At 47.1% G+C, this 18,846-nt stretch carries 18 protein-coding genes; 2 read left to right on the top strand and 16 right to left on the bottom strand.

The window, feature by feature from the left end:
• Window positions 1–2: 2 nt before the first annotated feature.
• Genes GJB61_RS02460 through GJB61_RS32115 form a run of 11 tightly spaced genes read right to left on the bottom strand, consistent with a single transcriptional unit; the run spans window position 3 to window position 11,624 of the window.
• The gene (locus GJB61_RS02460) at window positions 3–1,325 is read right to left on the bottom strand and encodes an ABC transporter permease (RefSeq protein ID WP_154116759.1); all 1,323 of its coding nucleotides are present in this window, start codon (window positions 1,323–1,325) and stop codon (window positions 3–5) included.
• 34 nt (window positions 1,326–1,359) lie between these two features.
• Entirely contained in the window at window positions 1,360–2,577 is a 1,218-nt protein-coding gene (locus tag GJB61_RS02455; protein ID WP_195724203.1) for an ABC transporter permease, read from the bottom strand.
• Window positions 2,578–2,603: 26 nt separating this feature from the next.
• Window positions 2,604–3,284: an ABC transporter ATP-binding protein gene (locus GJB61_RS02450; protein WP_154116755.1), complete on the bottom strand. Its 681-nt coding sequence runs from the start codon at window positions 3,282–3,284 to the stop codon at window positions 2,604–2,606.
• Between the two features lie 20 nt (window positions 3,285–3,304).
• Entirely contained in the window at window positions 3,305–4,075 is a 771-nt protein-coding gene (locus tag GJB61_RS02445) for an enoyl-CoA hydratase-related protein (RefSeq protein ID WP_154116753.1), read from the bottom strand.
• A gap of 21 nt (window positions 4,076–4,096) precedes the next feature.
• Window positions 4,097–5,329, bottom strand: coding sequence for a hydroxymethylglutaryl-CoA synthase family protein (locus GJB61_RS02440; RefSeq protein ID WP_154116751.1), 1,233 nt, complete (start codon window positions 5,327–5,329; stop codon window positions 4,097–4,099).
• A 5-nt stretch (window positions 5,330–5,334) separates the two neighbouring features.
• Window positions 5,335–6,612: a beta-ketoacyl synthase N-terminal-like domain-containing protein gene (locus GJB61_RS02435; protein WP_154116749.1), complete on the bottom strand. Its 1,278-nt coding sequence runs from the start codon at window positions 6,610–6,612 to the stop codon at window positions 5,335–5,337.
• Window positions 6,609–6,860, bottom strand: coding sequence for a phosphopantetheine-binding protein (locus GJB61_RS02430; RefSeq protein ID WP_154116747.1), 252 nt, complete (start codon window positions 6,858–6,860; stop codon window positions 6,609–6,611). Before GJB61_RS02430 ends, GJB61_RS02435 begins: the two co-directional genes overlap by 4 nt.
• A 19-nt stretch (window positions 6,861–6,879) precedes the next feature.
• Complete coding sequence (gene fabD / locus GJB61_RS02425; protein ID WP_154116746.1) at window positions 6,880–9,240, bottom strand: ACP S-malonyltransferase; 2,361 nt, start codon at window positions 9,238–9,240, stop codon at window positions 6,880–6,882.
• A gap of 16 nt (window positions 9,241–9,256) precedes the next feature.
• Window positions 9,257–10,225 carry an acyltransferase domain-containing protein gene (locus tag GJB61_RS02420; protein WP_154116744.1) on the bottom strand — a complete coding sequence of 323 codons (969 nt, stop codon included), beginning with the start codon at window positions 10,223–10,225 and terminating at the stop codon, window positions 9,257–9,259.
• A 26-nt stretch (window positions 10,226–10,251) separates the two neighbouring features.
• Complete coding sequence (locus GJB61_RS02415; RefSeq protein ID WP_154116743.1) at window positions 10,252–10,929, bottom strand: MBL fold metallo-hydrolase; 678 nt, start codon at window positions 10,927–10,929, stop codon at window positions 10,252–10,254.
• Window positions 10,930–10,946: 17 nt separating this feature from the next.
• Window positions 10,947–11,624 carry a 4'-phosphopantetheinyl transferase superfamily protein gene (locus GJB61_RS32115; RefSeq protein ID WP_195724202.1) on the bottom strand — a complete coding sequence of 226 codons (678 nt, stop codon included), beginning with the start codon at window positions 11,622–11,624 and terminating at the stop codon, window positions 10,947–10,949.
• Window positions 11,625–12,321: 697 nt separating this feature from the next.
• Between GJB61_RS32115 and loaP the strand changes: the two genes are divergently transcribed.
• The gene (gene loaP, locus GJB61_RS02405; RefSeq protein ID WP_154116740.1) at window positions 12,322–12,855 is read left to right on the top strand and encodes an antiterminator LoaP; all 534 of its coding nucleotides are present in this window, start codon (window positions 12,322–12,324) and stop codon (window positions 12,853–12,855) included.
• A gap of 100 nt (window positions 12,856–12,955) precedes the next feature.
• Here loaP and GJB61_RS02400 read toward each other — a convergent pair whose 3' ends face one another.
• From GJB61_RS02400 to GJB61_RS02385, 4 genes are all read right to left on the bottom strand, one after another.
• Complete coding sequence (locus GJB61_RS02400; RefSeq protein ID WP_195724201.1) at window positions 12,956–13,612, bottom strand: histidine phosphatase family protein; 657 nt, start codon at window positions 13,610–13,612, stop codon at window positions 12,956–12,958.
• A gap of 8 nt (window positions 13,613–13,620) precedes the next feature.
• On the bottom strand, window positions 13,621–14,580 hold the full coding sequence (cbiB, locus tag GJB61_RS02395) for an adenosylcobinamide-phosphate synthase CbiB (RefSeq protein ID WP_338115643.1): 960 nt from the start codon (window positions 14,578–14,580) through the stop codon (window positions 13,621–13,623).
• A gap of 34 nt (window positions 14,581–14,614) precedes the next feature.
• Window positions 14,615–15,376 carry an adenosylcobinamide amidohydrolase gene (locus tag GJB61_RS02390; RefSeq protein WP_154116736.1) on the bottom strand — a complete coding sequence of 254 codons (762 nt, stop codon included), beginning with the start codon at window positions 15,374–15,376 and terminating at the stop codon, window positions 14,615–14,617.
• A 318-nt stretch (window positions 15,377–15,694) separates the two neighbouring features.
• On the bottom strand, window positions 15,695–16,816 hold the full coding sequence (locus GJB61_RS02385; RefSeq protein ID WP_154116734.1) for a pyridoxal phosphate-dependent aminotransferase: 1,122 nt from the start codon (window positions 16,814–16,816) through the stop codon (window positions 15,695–15,697).
• Window positions 16,817–17,021: 205 nt separating this feature from the next.
• Between GJB61_RS02385 and GJB61_RS02380 the strand changes: the two genes are divergently transcribed.
• Window positions 17,022–18,023, top strand: a complete 1,002-nt coding sequence (locus tag GJB61_RS02380; protein ID WP_154116732.1) for a lipoate--protein ligase — start codon at window positions 17,022–17,024, stop codon at window positions 18,021–18,023.
• An 85-nt stretch (window positions 18,024–18,108) separates the two neighbouring features.
• Here GJB61_RS02380 and GJB61_RS02375 read toward each other — a convergent pair whose 3' ends face one another.
• Window positions 18,109–18,696 carry a TetR/AcrR family transcriptional regulator gene (locus GJB61_RS02375; RefSeq protein WP_154116730.1) on the bottom strand — a complete coding sequence of 196 codons (588 nt, stop codon included), beginning with the start codon at window positions 18,694–18,696 and terminating at the stop codon, window positions 18,109–18,111.
• Window positions 18,697–18,846 lie beyond the last annotated feature (150 nt).

Here is an 18,846-nt window from a genome sequence, read left to right as displayed (position 1 = left end):
CCCTATCCCTTTGAGTTAAACAATCTCGATATAATCGGGACCCGTTTCTGGCGCTTAAGCATCAGATCTGTGATGTTCTGGTAACACATTTGCAGCCCGGGATACAGGGTCGAGATCAGCGAAAACAACAGGATAATTGCAAAGGAAAAGACAACGTCCCCAATCTTCATGAATGGGAAGAAGCTCTCTCCGCCAAGCACAAAACTTACAACCCCTGGTCCTACGTAGATCCCGGCATTGGAGAAATAAAGGACCAGTACGAATGACAGAACGAATGCAATCAGCAAGGAGATCAGCGATAAAAAGAACAGTTCATAGAACACAATCAGATAGGTTTGCAAACGGCTGTATCCGATGGCTCTCATGCTCCCGAATTCCTTTAAACGTTCGGATATGTTCATCTTGATCGTGGTATATACACCTGCGGCAATGACACACAGGAAGAAAATGAAGAAGATATTGAAAAAGAGCTTCATAATTTTGGAGGTGTTCGTATAAAATTCTGAAGCCAGGGAATAAGACTCCGCACGAAGCACCGGGCTCTCCTGCAACAGATCGGCATCCAAAGCAGATGAGAAGACTCCTGATTTAGCATCGTTCTTAAGATACAACCTGCCGATATCGAAATATTCCGGCTCTATAGCCAGCAATTCTCTTAAATAGCTGTCCGACATATATGCATAAATATTATTGTAACCGGCCCCATTGGCGTAGGCTCCGGCTACTCTGAAATTTGCGCTTTTGGCCTCACCCTCCGCCGAAGTGTAATCTATGGCAATGGTATCTCCCACCTTAAGGTTGTTATCCACCAGCTTTTCTTTGCTGAGATAAAGATCATTTTCCTGCTTGAATTCGAATGTACCGCTGTCTGTTTCCACCGTCTTCGTATCACTGAAGAATTGTCCGCTTGCTTCGGTAATCCCATACAGCATTACATAATCCATGGAGCTGCCTTCCGTAATATAAGCATTGCGATGAAGCGTAGGATAAAAAGCCTTGATCTCATCTTCATGCTGCTGTAAGTAAGTATCCAGTCTACGCAGAGCTACTTTATTCTCAGCATCTTTTTGCAGATCATAGGTCTTGCCATTCTCGGAGAATTTCCCGGCGTCACTGCCGCTGATCTTGTACTGCTCTTCCCATTCCACTGCCACATGTCCGGACTGGATGTTCATATATCCCTTCAACACCTGCTGCTGAACCCCGTTCATGGTGGATGCACTAAGCAGGATGAACAAGCAGGAAATAAGAATGGCTGCTCCGATCATTGCCGACCTTTTCTTGTGGGCAAATATATTGCGTAACGCGATTTTTATCAGCACCATTACAGTTCCTCCCAAAAGTTTGTCAGCATCTGCTTCATTCTTCCTTTAAGGCTTCAACAGGCTTGAGTGATGATATTCGGAATGAAGGGATGAGCGATGATAGCAGTCCAATTCCCAGCATGATGCCTATGATCGGAAGAACCTGTATCGCATGATATTGGATAAAGAATTCAGTTCCCATGATATAGGCTAAAGGAGGCATCGTGTGGATGGCAATATGGGATATTGCAACTACAATACCACTGCCAACGACAAATCCGGCCAGATTGGAAAATAGGCAGATCAGCAAAATTTCAGCGATGAAGATCAGGATGATATTGTTTCTACTAAAGCCGATAGCCCTTAAGGTGCCAATCTCCTGACGTCTTTCCATGGCAATCATCAGGATTAAATTCATCAGCAGGATGCAGGTAATGAACAGAAGGATGAATATGAAGGCGAAGAACAATGCTTTATACAGGGTTACTCCACCCATAATAAAACCGCCCATGTCTTTCCATGCCGAGACCTTAACATCACTTGCTGTTATACCCAGACCATGTAATTTATTCTGCAGTTGGCTGGTGTCGCCCGCTTTCGGGTTTGCTCGGTCATACACAATAATTTCCGAGACTTCACCGTGTTCAAAACCAATAAAATGCTGCGCACTGGAGAGTTGTGTATAGGCAGCCGAATAGCCAAACATACTGAGCATTTCAAAGTCTCCGATGCCAACAACCTTTAACTTTCCGTCCGGCGCCGGAGGATCCAGCTTCATAGAATAAACTTCAATGCTGTCTCCTACCTTAACTCCAAGCTTGGTTGCCTGGGTCGTGGTCAAAAGCGTTTCTCCTTCGGCGCTGCCATCAAGATAACGTCCGTCCGTCAATTTAAAGGCTTGCTTATACTCCGGGAAATCCTGATCCAATCCGACCAATGTGACCGGGTATTTCACCCCATTGGCGGTTAAAATGGTGCTGAAGCGAACCCGCCGGACCGCTAGCTCGTCTTCACTCCCAATTTCGGACACAATCTGCTTGGATTGCGCATCCTCCATAAAGCTCTTGCTGTCAGCCTGATGCTTTAGCGTTACCATATCCACGTCCGTTGCACTAGCCGGCCTAATCTGCAGATTGCCCGTTACCGCCTGGATGATCTTATCCTCCATTCCGCTCCGCATAGTGCTTACGAAAGAGCTGAATACGATATACAGGATGGTCGCGAACATCACAAAAAAACCGATCATCAAAGAGCGGCCCTTATTCTGGAACATATTCCTAAAAGAGATCCGAAACATATTCAGTCTCCCTTCCCGCCGATAATTACGCCGTCTTCAATGTGGAGTACCTTATCCGCTCGCTCCATGATTTTGGGATCATGGGTGGAGAATACAAAGGTGGTGTTCTCTGAACTGCGAATATGCTTCATCAGATCGATAATTTCAATCGCTGTCTTGGAATCGAGATTGGCTGTCGGTTCATCCGCCAGCACTAGCTGCGGTTTCGTCACGAGCGCTCTGGCGACCGCAACACGCTGCCGTTGACCACCTGACAACTCTGAAGGCTTTCTTTGGGCAAAGTCTTGCAGGCCTACGGCTTCTATGAAATGATTCACTCTTTTTTTACGCTCTGCGGTACTAACTTCCTTCATAATCAGCAGCGGCAGCTCCACATTCTCATATACATTCAGGACTGGAATCAGATTAAAGCTTTGAAAGATGAAGCCGATGGTTCGTAGCCGCAGCTGGTCCAGCTGGCGTTCGGTCATGATATTAACCTGTGTGCCGCCAATCCATATCTCCCCGCTGGTAGGTCGGTCCAGACACCCAATCAGATTCAACAACGTTGATTTCCCGCTGCCGGAGGCTCCGGCTATGGTTGAGAAATCCCCTTTGTCTATTTGTAGATTGATACCTCTTAAAGCTCTGATATCTGTCTCACCCAAGCGGTAATCCTTGGTCACATTTTTAATTACAATCAATTCGCAGCCCCCTCACACAACTATTCCCACGGAAACTTCTTGTAGAGCAGATAGTTTCGAATGTCTTCTTTAATTCTCGGGTCTGACACCAGGCTGTTCGTTCTTTCTATAGCCATTTCTTCCATCTCATCGTCAATCAACCATAGCTTGCGGAAATAGGCTTTCATGTTCATTACCGTTTCTGACTTTAGTCGCAGCAATCTTTGGCTGAACTGGTGGATACTCTCGGACGGAGAATCATGAATTTCGTCGATGAGATTCATAGATAAGGCTGCTTCTGCGTTAACCGGCAATGTGGTTAAAGACATCATATAAGCCTTCTGATAACCGGTTCTGCGCATAATATAGGGCACCGCCATCGAAGGCAGCAGTCCCCATAACGCTTCGGAAAGAGCGAATCTGGATCTGGAAGTCGCAATGACCAGGTCAGAGGCGGCCATCATTCCTAGACCGCCGGCAATGGCTTCACCATCCACTACAGAGATAATTACTTTGGGATATAACGAAATACGTTTCAATGTATGCATGTACAACGTACTCAATTCCAATGTAATTTCATCGTCTGCCCCAGCAGAGCTTTCAGTGGCTTCGGCAAAATCCATCCCTGTGCAAAAATAACCCGGCTGTCCCTGCAAAACAATAATCTTGCAAGGATCGCCTTCCAGCTCATCCAGCAGCATGTTTAATTCGAGCAGCAGTTCCCTATTAATACTATTCCGGGCGGCTCTCCTGTTCAAAGTAATCTGGGTTCCATAGCTCATCGATTCAACTAATACGGTATTCAATGTCATTATCTGCACTCCCCGGTCTGCCTAGCTAAAGCGGTATTCACGGTGGAATTCCGTGACTTTATCCAGCACCAGCAAATTCCTGCCTGCAAAGAAATGATCATACATTGCGGAGAACTGGGCTACATTGACTGTTTTGTTCTGAACCCCGAAAATCCATTCCAGATTCAAATCCAACAGAGTATCATATTCATTCATGTTCAGCGGATAACGTCTGGACAGCTGCTGCTGGATGTTCATTTGCTTGATCTTGTGCTGGGAGTCCGGCGTTACTATCCCACTGTAAAATTCCGAAGAGCAGCCCGAACCATATGAGAATATGCCCACGCGCTTCACATCATTAATATCCCCATTGTCCAGCAGGCTGCATAAAGCCATGTACACAGTAGCAGAGTAGATATTCCCTACCTGTACGCAATGCTGGAGAGAGGGACTTACACGTTTGGAAAAATCTGCTTCAATCAGATCGGGCTTAAGACGGTATAAGTCACGCATCATCTTCCGGTGACCTCCCTTGACCATGCCGGCAAAGGGAGTATGGAATACGAGATAATCGAAGGTTTCACGAAAATCCGCTTCGTCCACTCTCTCTGCATAATGCTTAAAGCTATTCTCCAGACAATCCAGATAGGAGAGCAGTGACAAATCAGGGTCCCCAGTTTCTATTTCCGGCAAGGGTCGGCAGGTATCCATAACCTCATAGCCATAATAGCCGGTTGCACCCCAGTCGAGCTCCAGGATGTCTGGCTTGTCGCTGATGAGCATCGCTACTGCGCCCACCGCTTGCGACACCTCTGCATAGGTTTTCTTAGCCGCTGCACGGGCTACATCACTTGCAATTACAAGAGCTTTGGCACCTGGAGAGACACCTGAAGCTACAAAACATGCTGCCATATGCAGAGCCGCTGTTCCTCCATAACAGGCTTGCTTCAGCTCAAATAAGCGGCAGTTTCGATTCAGGCCCAAATAATCATGGATATAGGTGCTCAGCGACTTGCCGAAATCAAGACCGGACTCACTGGCAGTAATGACCAGTTCGATCCGGTCTTTTTCCTCCGGTGATAATTGATCAATAATGGGCTTAGCTGCGTTTACAGCGTTGGTAACCGTATCTTCACAGGGAAGTCCCATCGATTTATTGTCCATCATTAGATTATTAAAGCGCTCCATGTCCAAACCTCTTGCTTCAAAAATGGTGCTCACAGGTATGTAAGCAGGTCCGGCATATAAATTTATGGACTCAATCCCTACGTTCATGTATTTTATCCCCTCGTAAATAGAATGCTGGAGTTTACTCCGCCAAAACCAAATGAATTACTAAGTGCATCCTCTACTTGATACCGCTCGGCCACCTTACCTGTGAAGCGGAAGCGCTCATCGATCGGCTGATCCAGGTTTATATTCGGATGCAGGAATCCTTGAACCATCTGCTGTACTGTCGCTATGGCCTCGATAATGCCCGCGGAATACAGGCAGTGCCCTGTCATACATTTGGTTGAATTCAACCAGATCCGCGATGTTTCTTCTTGGAACACCTGCCGGATGGCAGCTAATTCCGTGCGGTCGCCCAGAGGTGTCGACGTACCATGCGTATTGATATATTGTATTTCTTTAATAGATTTGTGGGCCTGCTGCATACAACGCTCCATGACATGAGCTTCCCCATCCGTACTTGGATCGGATGAACGATTTCCATCCAGCTGCGAGGCTGTACCAGCAATTTCCGCCCATAGAGTAACGCCCCTCTTCTCCGCATGTTTCCTGGACTCCAGCAGGAGACAACCGCTGGCTTGACCATAAATAAAACCTTCGTGCAAATGGTCAAAAGGGCGGCTTGCCGCCGCCGGATTCTCCGCGAAGCTGCTGCCACCCAATGCCCCCATATTTAAATACCCATACAATTCCATTGGCGATAGATCCGCCATAGGACCTACCACCAGACAGGCATCAACGTATCCGTGCCGAATCAACCGCTCTGCCTGAATAATCGCTATATTCCCACTTGCCGAAGCTCCGCCGACCGTAAAACCTTCGCCTTGAATCCCGAATATTTCGCTGAGGACACCGACATAATGGGTATCCATCTGCTGCAGGACAAAGCTTGGTGAAGTATACTCTGGTGACTGACGAAATTTATCTGTATTGTCATACAGCATTGCGGTAGTTAGATTGCTGCCGGCAACGATTAGACCTATCCGCCTCGGCTCCATTTCCTTCTGCTGCAATTCTGCCATCCTCCAGGCTTCCAGCGCAGCGATGATGGTTGTCTTCATCGACTTGCTCAAGCGATTAAAACCTTTTTTGGCTCGTGAGACATGACTGCTGCCTTCCGGTTCATCGGAGGTGAAGTTCAAACTGGACTCATCCAATAGAGCCCCAACTTGAACCGGGAAATCAGGCAGTGCGGGCAAGAGAAGCTTTCCCACACCGCTGTTTCCTTGCTTTAATGATTGCGTGAAATCTTCAATGCCACACCCGATTGAACTAACAATCCCCATTCCGGTTACCGCAACCCTGTCTCCACCAATAACAGGGTTCACTGAACTGCAACCTTCTTCTGGAGGAGGAATTCTGCCAAATCATGAATGCTTCGGGTCTGGGCCATCTCAACAAGCGGCACTTTAATCTCCAATTTCTCCATGACCGTCAGAATGATATCCATTCGGTCCAATGAATTGGCACCCAGATCTTTAAGATACTGATCATGCCGGATACTGTTGATGTCAAGATCATCCAAGGTTTCTGTAATGCAGCCCTTCAGTAATTCCAATACGTATTCCTTATTCATAGGTTTACCCTCCGTTTAATTAAATTTTTGAAAAAACTTTTTCATAACTGTCCGTATTTCTCCACGAAAGACGCTCATTCAGCAGTCCAGCCGCATCTGTCATAATCTTCTCGCCAATAGTCCAGGCATGCCGCTCATGCCAATCCTCCAAAGGGGTTCCCTTCACCCAATGATTGAAGGCGCCCAGCGCAGAGCTACTATAGATTTGAAAATCGACCTTCCGGTCTTTGACCCCGCTTAAAGCCAATTGATAGCTGCTGCTCAAATACGAACGGAATAGCAGAGCCATCTTAACCTTAGGATTTTGTTCGGCTTTGGCAATTTCGTCCTGACCCAGCTGCAGCTTCAAATCATGATAAGCCACGGAGAAGCTTTTCTTGAAGTACTTATCTTCCAGTTGTGATCTTAAGGAATCTCCGATCTCCTCTAGAGCGTTGAATTGCCGATAAGTCTCATACAGCTTGTTCCCCCGGACAGGAAAGAACACCCCTTTCTTGACAACTTGCACTTTGGCCCCCATCTCAAACATATGCTCCGAAGGGGCGTACCCGGTGTCCTGCACACTAATTTGCTGCAAGATATCTTTGACCATTTCACTCGTATTGGCTTCTACCGTACATTGATTAATCGATCCCGTTACAATGAAATCGGCACCGAGTACAAAGGCCGCGGCCGCGGCTTCAGGCGTCCCTAAGCCTCCACCGAGTCCGACTCTTACTCTCTTGGTGTAAGCAAATTTGCGCTGCGCTTCCCCGGCCAGCTTCAAGATTAGCGGAAATATAGCTAAGGCCGTCCCCTGGTCGGTATATCCTCCGCAATCGCCAAGTACACATAGATCATCAATCATGGGGATCTCCTGCGACAACCGTGCTTCCTCGGAGCTAATCCATTTCTCCTCCAGCAGCTTATCTACCACGCTCCTCGGAGGAGGGCTAAGATAGATCTCTGCGATCTCGGGCCGGGAAGCCTTTAACAGAATCCTCCGGGCCGGAATAACCCGACCTGAGGAATCTTTTCTCAGGCCTTGAACCCTGAATTTAACCAACGCGGCAGTTAAACTGATGTAGCTGGAAGCTTCAATATTGTGAACGCCTTGGCGGATCAGCAGTTCCAGTAGTTGCTCTTCACGTCTCGGGTTGCTGTATTCATACATCACATTGACGGCAAACGGATGCTCACCCCCCAGCTCTTGTCTCAAGTAATCAAGCGAGGCAGTAATCTCATCCATTTTCAGCCCTTCCGTACCGAGACAGCTCATCATACCTTGCTTGCTCAAGGCCGCCACGAACTCCTTGGAAGCAATACCCCGGCCCATGGCTCCAACCCAATAAGCGTATTTCAAGTTGTAATCCTCTTTAAATTCCGCACTACCCAGCTGTTCTGCTTGCAAAGCTTGTGCAATTACAGGCCGCGAAGCAAGCACACGACTGCCGGTCTGCATCGGTTGAGGATCAGCTTGGGTTTGGGGTTGGGTCTCAACTTCAGACTCATATCGACTGGTTGTCTTCTCCGGTTCAACCAAAACAAGCGGCTCCGACTCGCGCTGAATTGTCTTCACAAGCCCATCCAGCACATGGCCCGGGCCGACCTGTCTATACTCCATCTCTCCTTTCCCCATCAGATAGCGGATGCTCTCCGTCCACTTTACCGAGCTTGTAATCTGAGCAGCCAGAATCTTTCTGACAGATTCTTCGGCATACGGTCTGGCGAGAACATTAGAAATGACAGGGATCTTAAGCGGAGACAGCGTAAATCCACCCAGAAAATTTTCGAATTCTTGTCTTACCGACTCCATATACCGGGAGTGAAACGCTCCGCTCACAGCCAAAACGACATAATTATAAGCGCCTGCGCCTTCAAACGCCTCTTTAGCCTGCTCGATATCATTTTGAGGGCCAGAGATCACAATTTGCGTGGGTGTGTTCAGATTGGCTATATCAATCTGCCTGAATCTCTCATCCTGCAAAATAGCCCGGATCGCCTCTTCTTCAAGACCCAATACAGCAGCCATACCTCCGCCGGAGACGGTACTCATCAGCTCCCCTCTCTTTTGAACAAGCTTGAGCCCAGTGGCAAAATCAAAGGCTTCCGCTGCGAACAATGCATTGTACTCTCCCAAGCTGTGGCCCGCGAGATTGTCAGGTTTAATCCCCGTCTCTCTTAGCACTTGCAGGTAGCTCAAAGCATTCACGACATACAGTGCCGGCTGAGTATACTGAGTAAGTCCCAATTTCCGCTCCGGGTCTTCCAAACATAGCTGCCTTAGAGAATAGCCCAGAATGTCATCCGCGGCCTCAACATATTCTTTGAAGCTCTCAAACAATTCCTCTCCCATCCCCCTGTACTGAGAGCCTTGACCGGGGAAAAGATACGTTGTCATACAGTCACCTCTTCATCTAATTTTTGGATAACATCAACGTCTGCTTGAGATTCTCTATGTTGTTAAATTCAGCTCGGCCGTACGGTGTCAATACCATATGCTGCTGCGACATTGAATCCTGTGCCAGGTTGTACTTGACCATTGTAGCGAGTGTGCCGGAAGGGCCTACATCGATGTACAAGTGGGGAGCGGACTGCTCCATTCCCGATAGGGCATTGCGAAACAGGATTGGATATCTGATTACATTCCAAAAGTAAGCTTCCGGCAGCCGAGAGATTTCTTTTCCATACAAGCTGGATATAAAAGAAATCTGAGGAGCCTGGAAGTTCATAGAATTCAAATACGTTTTGTATCTGGACCCTATCCCGCTCAGCATCGGAGAATGAAAGGCATACCGTACCGGCAGCTTAACAGAGAGGATATGTTGTTCATCCAAATCATGCGCCACTTTCTCCAGATCGCCTGTACTGCCCGAAATGACAAAATGCATATTATAGTTTTCTGAAACTAAACTGCATTTTTCATAAATAGACGGCACTTGGCTGAAAATCGCGGGATTACCCAGAATGGCCAGCATCCCTCCCTGTTCACAGTTCTCTTCGATATATCGTACTTGAGTAACAAGCATATCCACTGCCTGATCTGCTGTTATAATTCCTGCTACTGCCGCCGCCGCGAACTCTCCTAAGCTTGTTCCCAGTACATAGTCTGGAATGATACCCTCATTCATCAAGGTGCTAGCAAGGGAATATTCCACCATAAATATGGACAAATGGGTTACTGGTAAATGATCAAATGTTTCCGTTGCCTTCCGGCCAACATGGTACAGTTCGTACAGTGGACTGATACCCAGTTGCTGCTGAACCCGTTCATCCAGCCTGTTCATATAGCCTTTGAATGTAGAATTCCCCTGAAATAAACTGCTGCCCATCTGATAATATTGGGAGCCTTGACCTGAGAACAGAAATACGGTGGACGGTTTCACAGTTTCCTCTCCAATCTGCTGCCTGCTTATTTAAAGCTGAAGATGTTTTTCTGATTTGCCCGCATGCGGAAATCCACAAAATGGTTTTTCTTATAAATCTGAAAATAAATATTGTCTTCTTTGAGACTGCCGAGGGTATGCCCCGTGCTTTTGCCAAACGAATGTCCCGGGTATACTTTCACGTTGTCAGGCACATAGCTTTTAATCATCTGAATGCTCTCATACATATCGGATGGTGAACCTCCAGGGCAATTGCAGATGCCGCAGCCTTCAGTAAATACCGTATCCCCGGAAAACATGCTGTCTGCCAGCAGATAGCATGTGCTACCCGCCGTATGTCCTGGAGTTACAAGACATTCTATAACGGTATTTCCGATTCTAATGCGGTCCAAGTGCTTGAACCCGGTAAGATTGGGACTTTGATAGTGATAGTAATCCATTTCAATTTCCGACATATATATCCTGGGCTGATACAAATTTAATAAAGGCGGGACAAGATTTACATGATCTTCATGAGAATGCGTTAATAAAATAGCGGTTACTTCAACGTTCAAGCTCTTTAGCAAGTCCGTGTATTTCCTGATTTCCCAAGCAGGATCTACAATAGCCGCATATCTGGTTGCCAGGTCTACAATAACGTAGCCATAGTTAAGAAAATGAAAATAACCCGTCTTGAGCTCATGAATCTCGTAGCTAGCATTCAAAAAAATCCCCCCTTTCTTTAATTACCGTTAACTTTTTCATCCTTCCAACCTGTCAATGAATACTCACAATCTCTTTTAAAAGGAAATGCTATAGAAAAGATAAAGTTATTGTAGTGGTGTGAGATCACTCGAAAATGTGGGAAATGACTAAAGCTTATTTCATAACCACCGCCTACCAGAGTAATCTGATTAACTTCCAATATTTCAAAGTCCAAAGTAAATCCGGTCCGTATAGCCTTCGACAACGCTTCCTTGGCTGTCCACAATAGGGTCAAACTGACCTCCTTTGCTATAGGCAGCAGAGCAAGCAGCTCTTGTTCACTCACCGAAGTAGTCATGTGCAGAAATCTCGAATTGTCAGCATCGATAACTTCAATATCTACTCCGGTCGGACAATCCTCATAAAAAGAAATGGCAGCTCCCAGTAAGCCTGAATGGCTTATCGAGACCTGCACACCTCTCTCCAGCGGATGGCCGATGATTACCGGTTGTCCGAAGAATCCGTTGTCTATTCTGATATATTTCAGATCAATCTCTGTTTCCAGCGAGGATATTGCATATTTAGCTGCAAACCTGCCAATGAGATAACTTTGCGCCTTTTTGGGAAAAATGAGCTGCCGATAATAGTTGAGTTCCTGAGGATGCAATGTACTCTCTGCGGCCTTGAAAGAACGTTCTGTAAAATCTGCGATCACTAAGCAAGCACTATATGAACAGTTATCCAGCCTTATCAGTAATCTCTGAACAAGGCAACATGTAAAAAGAGCTTCATTTGTCAGGCCTTTCACTCCTCCAAATATGAGAAATTAATCTTTTAATATTTAAATGTAATTATTTTACATATTTTTCGGCAGTTCACCACCATCCCTACCCGAAATGCAGGCCGCTAAGTCGAATATATATTTTAAAACTGTGCTAACGTGCCGAAACAGCGTTTAGTCAATTTTAAAATTTGGGATAATTATATATAAATAATCATTTTTCCCTAAATATTCATTAAATTCTATATATACTTATATATTAAATATTTTAAGTGTTTTCCATTATGATATTAATCACATTTTTTGGGATTTGTGTTTATTATTATGTTAGTGATTTCAAAAACATAATAGCATAGTTTTCTCGAACATATTGTAATGTTTTGTAAAATTAGTGATTTCACCACTTAATTCACAGTTGATATTTGATAAATATTTCACTGAAACTCTATAATTCTTTTAATAAAATTCATGTATTATATACTCATAATCATCCCCCTTATCTATTACACACCAATTATCACACACAGCAATCGCACCCGTGATCCTCCTCTAGCCTTTAACTCATGCTATTTAGTGTTCGATTGACTTAAAACTGCTTCAAAGTTCACTATAAAATTATGAGGTGTTGAGAATGGTTAATTGGTATGCCTTGTTCGTCGAGAGTGGTAAAGAAGATCTGGTCCAGAAGCATCTGCATTTGAAATTTGATCAATATACATTGCGGACACTAGTGCCCAAAAGAAAAATACCTGAGAAGCAACAAGGTATGGTTAAGCATGTGTTTAAAAAAATGTTTCCGGGGTATATTTTTATTCAAACGGAAATGAACAGTGTCATCTATAATGACATTAAAAGCACACCGCGGATATACAAGCTGGTCAACATTGGGAATGTTTATGAAAGTAAAGAAATCCATTTCTCAAGTATTGATCTGGAAGAAATGGATGTAATCTTAAAGTTGGTCGGACCTGAAGGTTGTATTGATTACTCCACTGTCCACATCGATAAGAACTCCAAGGTCACGGTTATTTCAGGCCCTCTAAAGGGTTTGGAAGGTATTATCAAAAAAATTGACCGACATAAGAACAGAGCGAAAATCGTAATTAACTTACTGCAGCAGAATCTGACCGTTGATGTAGGCATAGAAGTTCTCCGTGAACTATAGAATTCCACAAGAAGAAACGGATGCCGTCCTTTACATGGACGGCACCCGTTTCTTCGAGAAATAGAAGGATCATTTATTGTGTGGAACTGAATGGCTACGCTTAAGTGGAGATGGAGGAAGCTGCGGACCATTGTCCGTTCTGCCATATCATCCTTATTACGATTACGGTACCGTGAGCCGGTGCAGCCGTATTATGGAACGTAACAGCAGGTAATGTCTGCGCCAGTAAACCCCTAATCACACCGCCATGTGTCACGATAAGCGCTCGCCGAAACGGAAGCTTGGCAGCAGAAGCATATCTACCGTTCTCAGCTGCCTGTCCCAAATCGGATAAAAAACTCCCCAGCCGTGCTTCGAACTGCCTCCACGACTCTCCACCCGGCGGTGTAACCGCGGCTGGAGAGTCGATCCAGCTACGATACTGCTCATTGTCCTTTAATTGCTCATAGGTACAACCTTCCCAATCCCCGAAGTTCATTTCGCGCAGCCGGTTATCGTAGATAGTGGATTGCTCTAATGAAGGAGCAATGTAAGCCAAGGTCTCCCGGCATCTTAGCAAATCGCTGCAGAACACACGCCAAAATTCTCCAGTTAGCTGGAGCTGCTCTTTAAGTGCTGATAGTTCATCCAATGCAGACGGAAGGATCGGAAGATCGGTATGACCGAGATAACGGTGTTCTGCATTCCATTTCGTCAGCCCGTGGCGAATAAGTACCAACTCAAGCTCTATCTGTGGTATCTCTATTGGAGGTATCATTCTTTCATTCAACCCCCAATCCAGAACCATGCCACCACTGCGCAGAGGCAGACAAATATTGAAGAGCAGAGCAGCATCAGCCGGGAGGTGCGGATAATATCCTCCGGCTCCAAGGGCCGCAGCGGCTCGCCCATGTACGCCCGAAAAGAAGCAACGCCGTGATACACGTTCTCGCCTCCTAGTCTAATGCCCAGTGCTCCGGCAACGGCAGATTCCGGATAACCGCTGTTAGGGCTGGGATGACGGTGGGCATCGCGGCGAACCGTACGCAGGCTTCTCCGCCAGTCCAGCTGCAGCAGACAAGCGCATAGGGCCAGCAGCAGCGCTGCGATTCGCGCCGGAATTAGGTTCGCGACATCATCCAGCCGCGCAGATGCCCAGCCGAGATCGCGGTACTTCTCATTTTTGTAGCCAACCATGGAATCTAGTGTATTGACTGCACGATAGGCCATAGCTAGTGGCGCCCCGCCAAGCAGCGCATAAAAGAGTGGAGAAATGATCGCGTCAACGATATTTTCCGCCACCGTCTCCACCGTACCGCGCACAATTTCAGGACTGCTAAGAGTGGTCGTGTCACGCCCTACAATCATACCTAGCGCCCTGCGGGCAGCGGGCAGATCACCTTTATGCAATTCTATGTACACCGCCATACCCGCATCCTTTAATCCTTTGGAGGCAATTGTGGTAGAGATCAGCCAGGCCTCAGCCAACCACACCAGCCAGGGCGAAACCAAAGACAGCAGCCATAATAACACCGCCGTCAGCAGCCAGGCACCACCCACCACGATCAGCGGCAGCAGTATCCCTGCAACCCGCAGACTTTGCGGCCGGGTAAAGAAACGCCGAATCAGCTGTTCTACCGCATGAATTGCCTTTCCCATGCCGATCACAGGATGGGGAAGACGCCGTGGGTCGCCTACGATCCGGTCAATAACATAGGCAGCCAGCAGAATCAAAGAAACTGTCACAGGAGCTCCCCCCTGTGCATCCGCTCACTCTTGCTCATTGGCTGTCCTTCTTTGTCTCAGCAGTATAAAACGCGGACTGCACGGATTGCAGACTGCCCGTCACAGCGCTATATACTAAGCGGCCAATGGCCCCGCCAAGATCGGTTGCTGTTCCAGCATACACATGCTCTGCGCCGTATCGCCCACTCTGGCTCACACCGAGCACCATAGCATCGGTGGTTGTACCCGTAGCCACCAAGCCGTTTTCGGGATCTGTGATTCCGAGATCGGCCAGTGCAGCCGCTTTGGCCTCCGTTGCTGTCATCACGACATTAACCATTGCCGATGGGGTCAGACGGCCGTCAATACCCAGCATGATGTTAATCGTGCCCAGGTGGTAAGCCTTCAGCACGTTGCGCTTCACACCTGCGCGTGCCGCATTCCCCGCAGCAGCGGTGACGCAGCACACTATGCTCGCCGAACCCGTATCCTCTTCCGCGACCGCCGCATGCTCCAGCGGCACTGCCGTCATGAGGCCGGCAACTGCCGATATCGGATAACCCCATTCGTGCAGCTTGTTCTCCATATCTCTTACCGGGTCGCTGCATTCATAATCACGGCTGACAAACAAATTAACCGCCCGTTTCAGGCGGACCATGCCACCACCGTATACTGCACTCGACAAACCATCCACCTCTACCGGAAACTCCAGCAGCAGATGATCTCCCTTCAACTCCAGCGTTAGCCCCGGCCATACCTTTGATTGATAAGGCAATATAGTTTCTATAGGATTAAATGGCATTATTATTGTATCCATTCTGATCGTTGCTCCTTTCAATTTAGCTTAAGCCCATCTACTGCTAATGGGAATCACGCTTCTCTTGGAGATGCTTTTCACTTTGTTACTTTTACTTAAGCAAAATACTGTATGAAATCCAACAAACGTTGTTGTATCTACTCTGCAGTCTTTAAATGTTGGATCAAATCCAGCATTCGCTAGCTGTAAAGTCTCATTTGAGATAAAATGTTGGACTTCATACAGGAATTCAGCTTTATCTTGATTTTTTTGAGAGAGATATTGTAAAAAATACAGGATTTATCCTAAATCTGCTGTTCAGCGCTTGCCGCTTACTTCTCAGTACCTCCCACGCGCACTGGACACAACTTCCGGTCCCGCCGCGAGGATCTTCCCCATCTGCCGCAGCAGAGAGGTACAATCCTCGCGGCCTTTGACCGCAACGCGGATATGCTCCGGCCCAAGGCCCGGATACATCGCACAGTTGCGCACCAGAATACCGCTGCGGCCAAGCCGCGTCTGCAGCTCAGCCGCACGCCACGGCGCAGGCAAGCCGCAGAGCAGGAAATTGGCTTCGCCTGGCGGAACGTCGCAGCCTAGCTGCTGCAACCCCTGCCGCAGCAGCGCGCGCTCTGTGATAATGAGCTCGCGTGTGCGCTGCTCATAGTCTTCACCGCTCCTAAGGCAGGCTTCCCCTGCCAGCAGCGCCAAGCCGTTCACGCTCCAGGTGACCTGCTTGCCGGTCATGGCTGCTGCAAGCTCTGGATGCGCAATGGTAAACCCGAGGCGCAGCCCAGGAATTGCATAGAACTTCGTCATCGAGCGCACCAGCACCGTGTGCCGGTAATGCAACAACTCCGGCAGCAGCGAGTTCCGCTGCACTTGCGGAATAAAATCGATAAAAGCCTCATCCACTGCCAGATAGGTGCCGTAGCTTTCTGCTTTTTGAGCCAATACTCTTAATTCATCCAGTGAATACTGCACGCCGTTAGGATTATTTGGCTGCCCCAGAAACAGTAGTTCCACCTTCTCCAGCAGCCCGGAGATTTCCTCCACGCCTGCCCTGAAGCTCCACTCTCTTGTCCCCTGCACAGATAATACCTGCGCTCCAAATTGCTCCGAGAGCTGACGGTATTCAGAGAAACACGGCTCTACGATGCCAACTGTCCTAGGGGCTATCGCCAGTAACAACAAAGCCATGGATTCAGCTGCACCGTTAGCTACGGTCAGCCAGCTGCTGTCCGTTCCAAGATTCTCAGACAGCAGAGCTTTTAAGCGCCGGTGCCCGGGGTCCGGATATGCAATCACTGCTGGCAGCGCATTCTGCAGCATCTCCAACACGGCGGGCGGAGGCCCAAGTGGGTTGATATTGGCGCTAAAATCGAGAAAAGCGCCGCTCTCGCCCCCATAGAGCTCAGCCGCAGTTAGCACATCGCCGCCATGGCCATATTTTTCAAGCATGCCTACACTCCCTCTAATCATTCTTGTCCTAAATCTCTTAATCAGTTTCTACCAGATATATGTAGTTCAATGCCCCATTATTGCCGCAAGGGCAGAATAACGTCAATGCTAACGCCCATGGCAAGGCTTTCTTTTTTGTGAAAATTCCTCTTTTAGTTTACAATAAATGCTGTATCTAATCATGCTGCAACGGAGGAATTTCACGATGATTTTTATTGATAATACTGGGATTACTGACGCCTCTATTAATTTGGCGATTGAGGAATATGCGCTAAAACATTTGCCTATGGACGATAGCTATCTACTCTTTTATATCAACAGTCCGTCCATCATCATCGGCAAACATCAGAATACTATTGAAGAGATCAATCAGGAGTATGTGAAAGACAATAATATCAAGGTCGTGCGGCGTTTATCCGGCGGCGGGGCCGTATATCATGATCTAGGCAACCTGAACTTTAGCTTCATTACCAAAGACGACGGGCAATCGTTCCATAACTTTCTGAAATTCACTCAGCCGGTCATCGACTATCTGCAAGCCATGGGTGTGAATGCTGAGCTTAGCGGTCGTAATGATCTTCAAGTCGGTGAGCGCAAAATCTCCGGCAACGCCCAGTTCTCCACACGCGGACGCATGTTCAGCCATGGTACGTTGATGTTTGATCTGAACCTGGATGATGTACAAGCATCGCTGAATGTGAATCCGGAGAAATTCAAATCCAAGAGCACCAAATCCGTGCGCAGCCGCGTAGCGAACATCAAAGAATTGCTTGGCACCGACATCACGATTGAGGAGTTCCGCGAAGGGCTATTGCGTTCGATCTTTGACATGGAACCGTCCGAGGTTCCGCAGTACAAGCTGAAACCGGATGATTGGCTGAAAATAGAAGAAATCTCCAAGGAGCACTACCAGAATTGGGAGTGGAACTACGGTTTGTCTCCTAAGAGTAATGTGAAGCATATGCGTAAATTCCCAGCAGGACTAGTAGATATCCGGATGGATATTGAGGATGCACTCATTCAAGAGATCAAAATCTACGGCGATTTCTTCGGAGTCGGTGACGTTGCCGATGTAGAGAATGCGCTGCGCGGCAAACGTTATGCGGAGGTCGAAGTCAGACAAGCATTAGCTGAGCTGGACCTGGGGCATTACTTCGGCCGCATAGAGCCGGAGGACTTCATTGGTTTGATTTTTCTGGAGGAATAGTTTCTTAAGCGACCAGACTGTCACCTAAACAAAAGGCTCTCTACTGCATTATGCAGCGGACAGCCTTTTTTTCTCATACTTAGCGCTATTCCACCTCACGAAATACCCCCACAATGGGCAGCATCATTTCATGCATTCTTTCCCGCAGATTATACTCTCCATTATGCAGACACCAATCGTAGATCAAGCCTCTGGCAACAATAAATAAAAACTCGGTTATATATTCAGGCGACTGGGACGCGGTAATTTCACGTTTCGCTTGGCCTGCACTAATCATTTGGGTTAAAAAAACCTGCATCAGCCTGCCCTCATGAATAAACAGACTGTTGTTGGAATTATACAATTGCTTCATCGTACCAATCCCCGTACTAACGTTAAAATTCGCATAGGAGTCAAAATACTCGACAATTCTCTCCGGCATGGAAGTCTCCGTTAGGTGGGGCATAACCTCTTGTTCAAAATATTCATCGGCTCTGGAGTACAGCTCAATCAGAATATCATTTTTGGATTTAAAATAATTGTAAAAAGACCCGACCGATACGCCTGCCTTACGGCAGATCTGCTCAATCGTAATTTGATCATAGCCATGAAGCTCCATGAGTGAAAGGGATGTCTCATAAATTTTGTTTTTGGTCTGAATGGCCTGTAGCTGTCGGCTTGTTAATTTAGTCATAAGGTTACGCAAACTCTCCTGTCCCCAAAACTTGATACTCTAAATTATTGAAGCTACTGCTTAGAAAGTCAATGTTTTCGCTGTTAAGTGAAATAAATCACAAAATAAATAGAAGACAGAGAATATAATGATCTCATTCGGTGAATGCGT

The organism is Paenibacillus monticola, from assembly GCF_009664975.1.
Classification (GTDB): domain Bacteria; phylum Bacillota; class Bacilli; order Paenibacillales; family Paenibacillaceae; genus Paenibacillus_AQ; species Paenibacillus_AQ monticola.
Note: the sequence above shows the minus strand (reverse complement) of the source record. Positions and strands in the feature narration are given on the sequence as shown.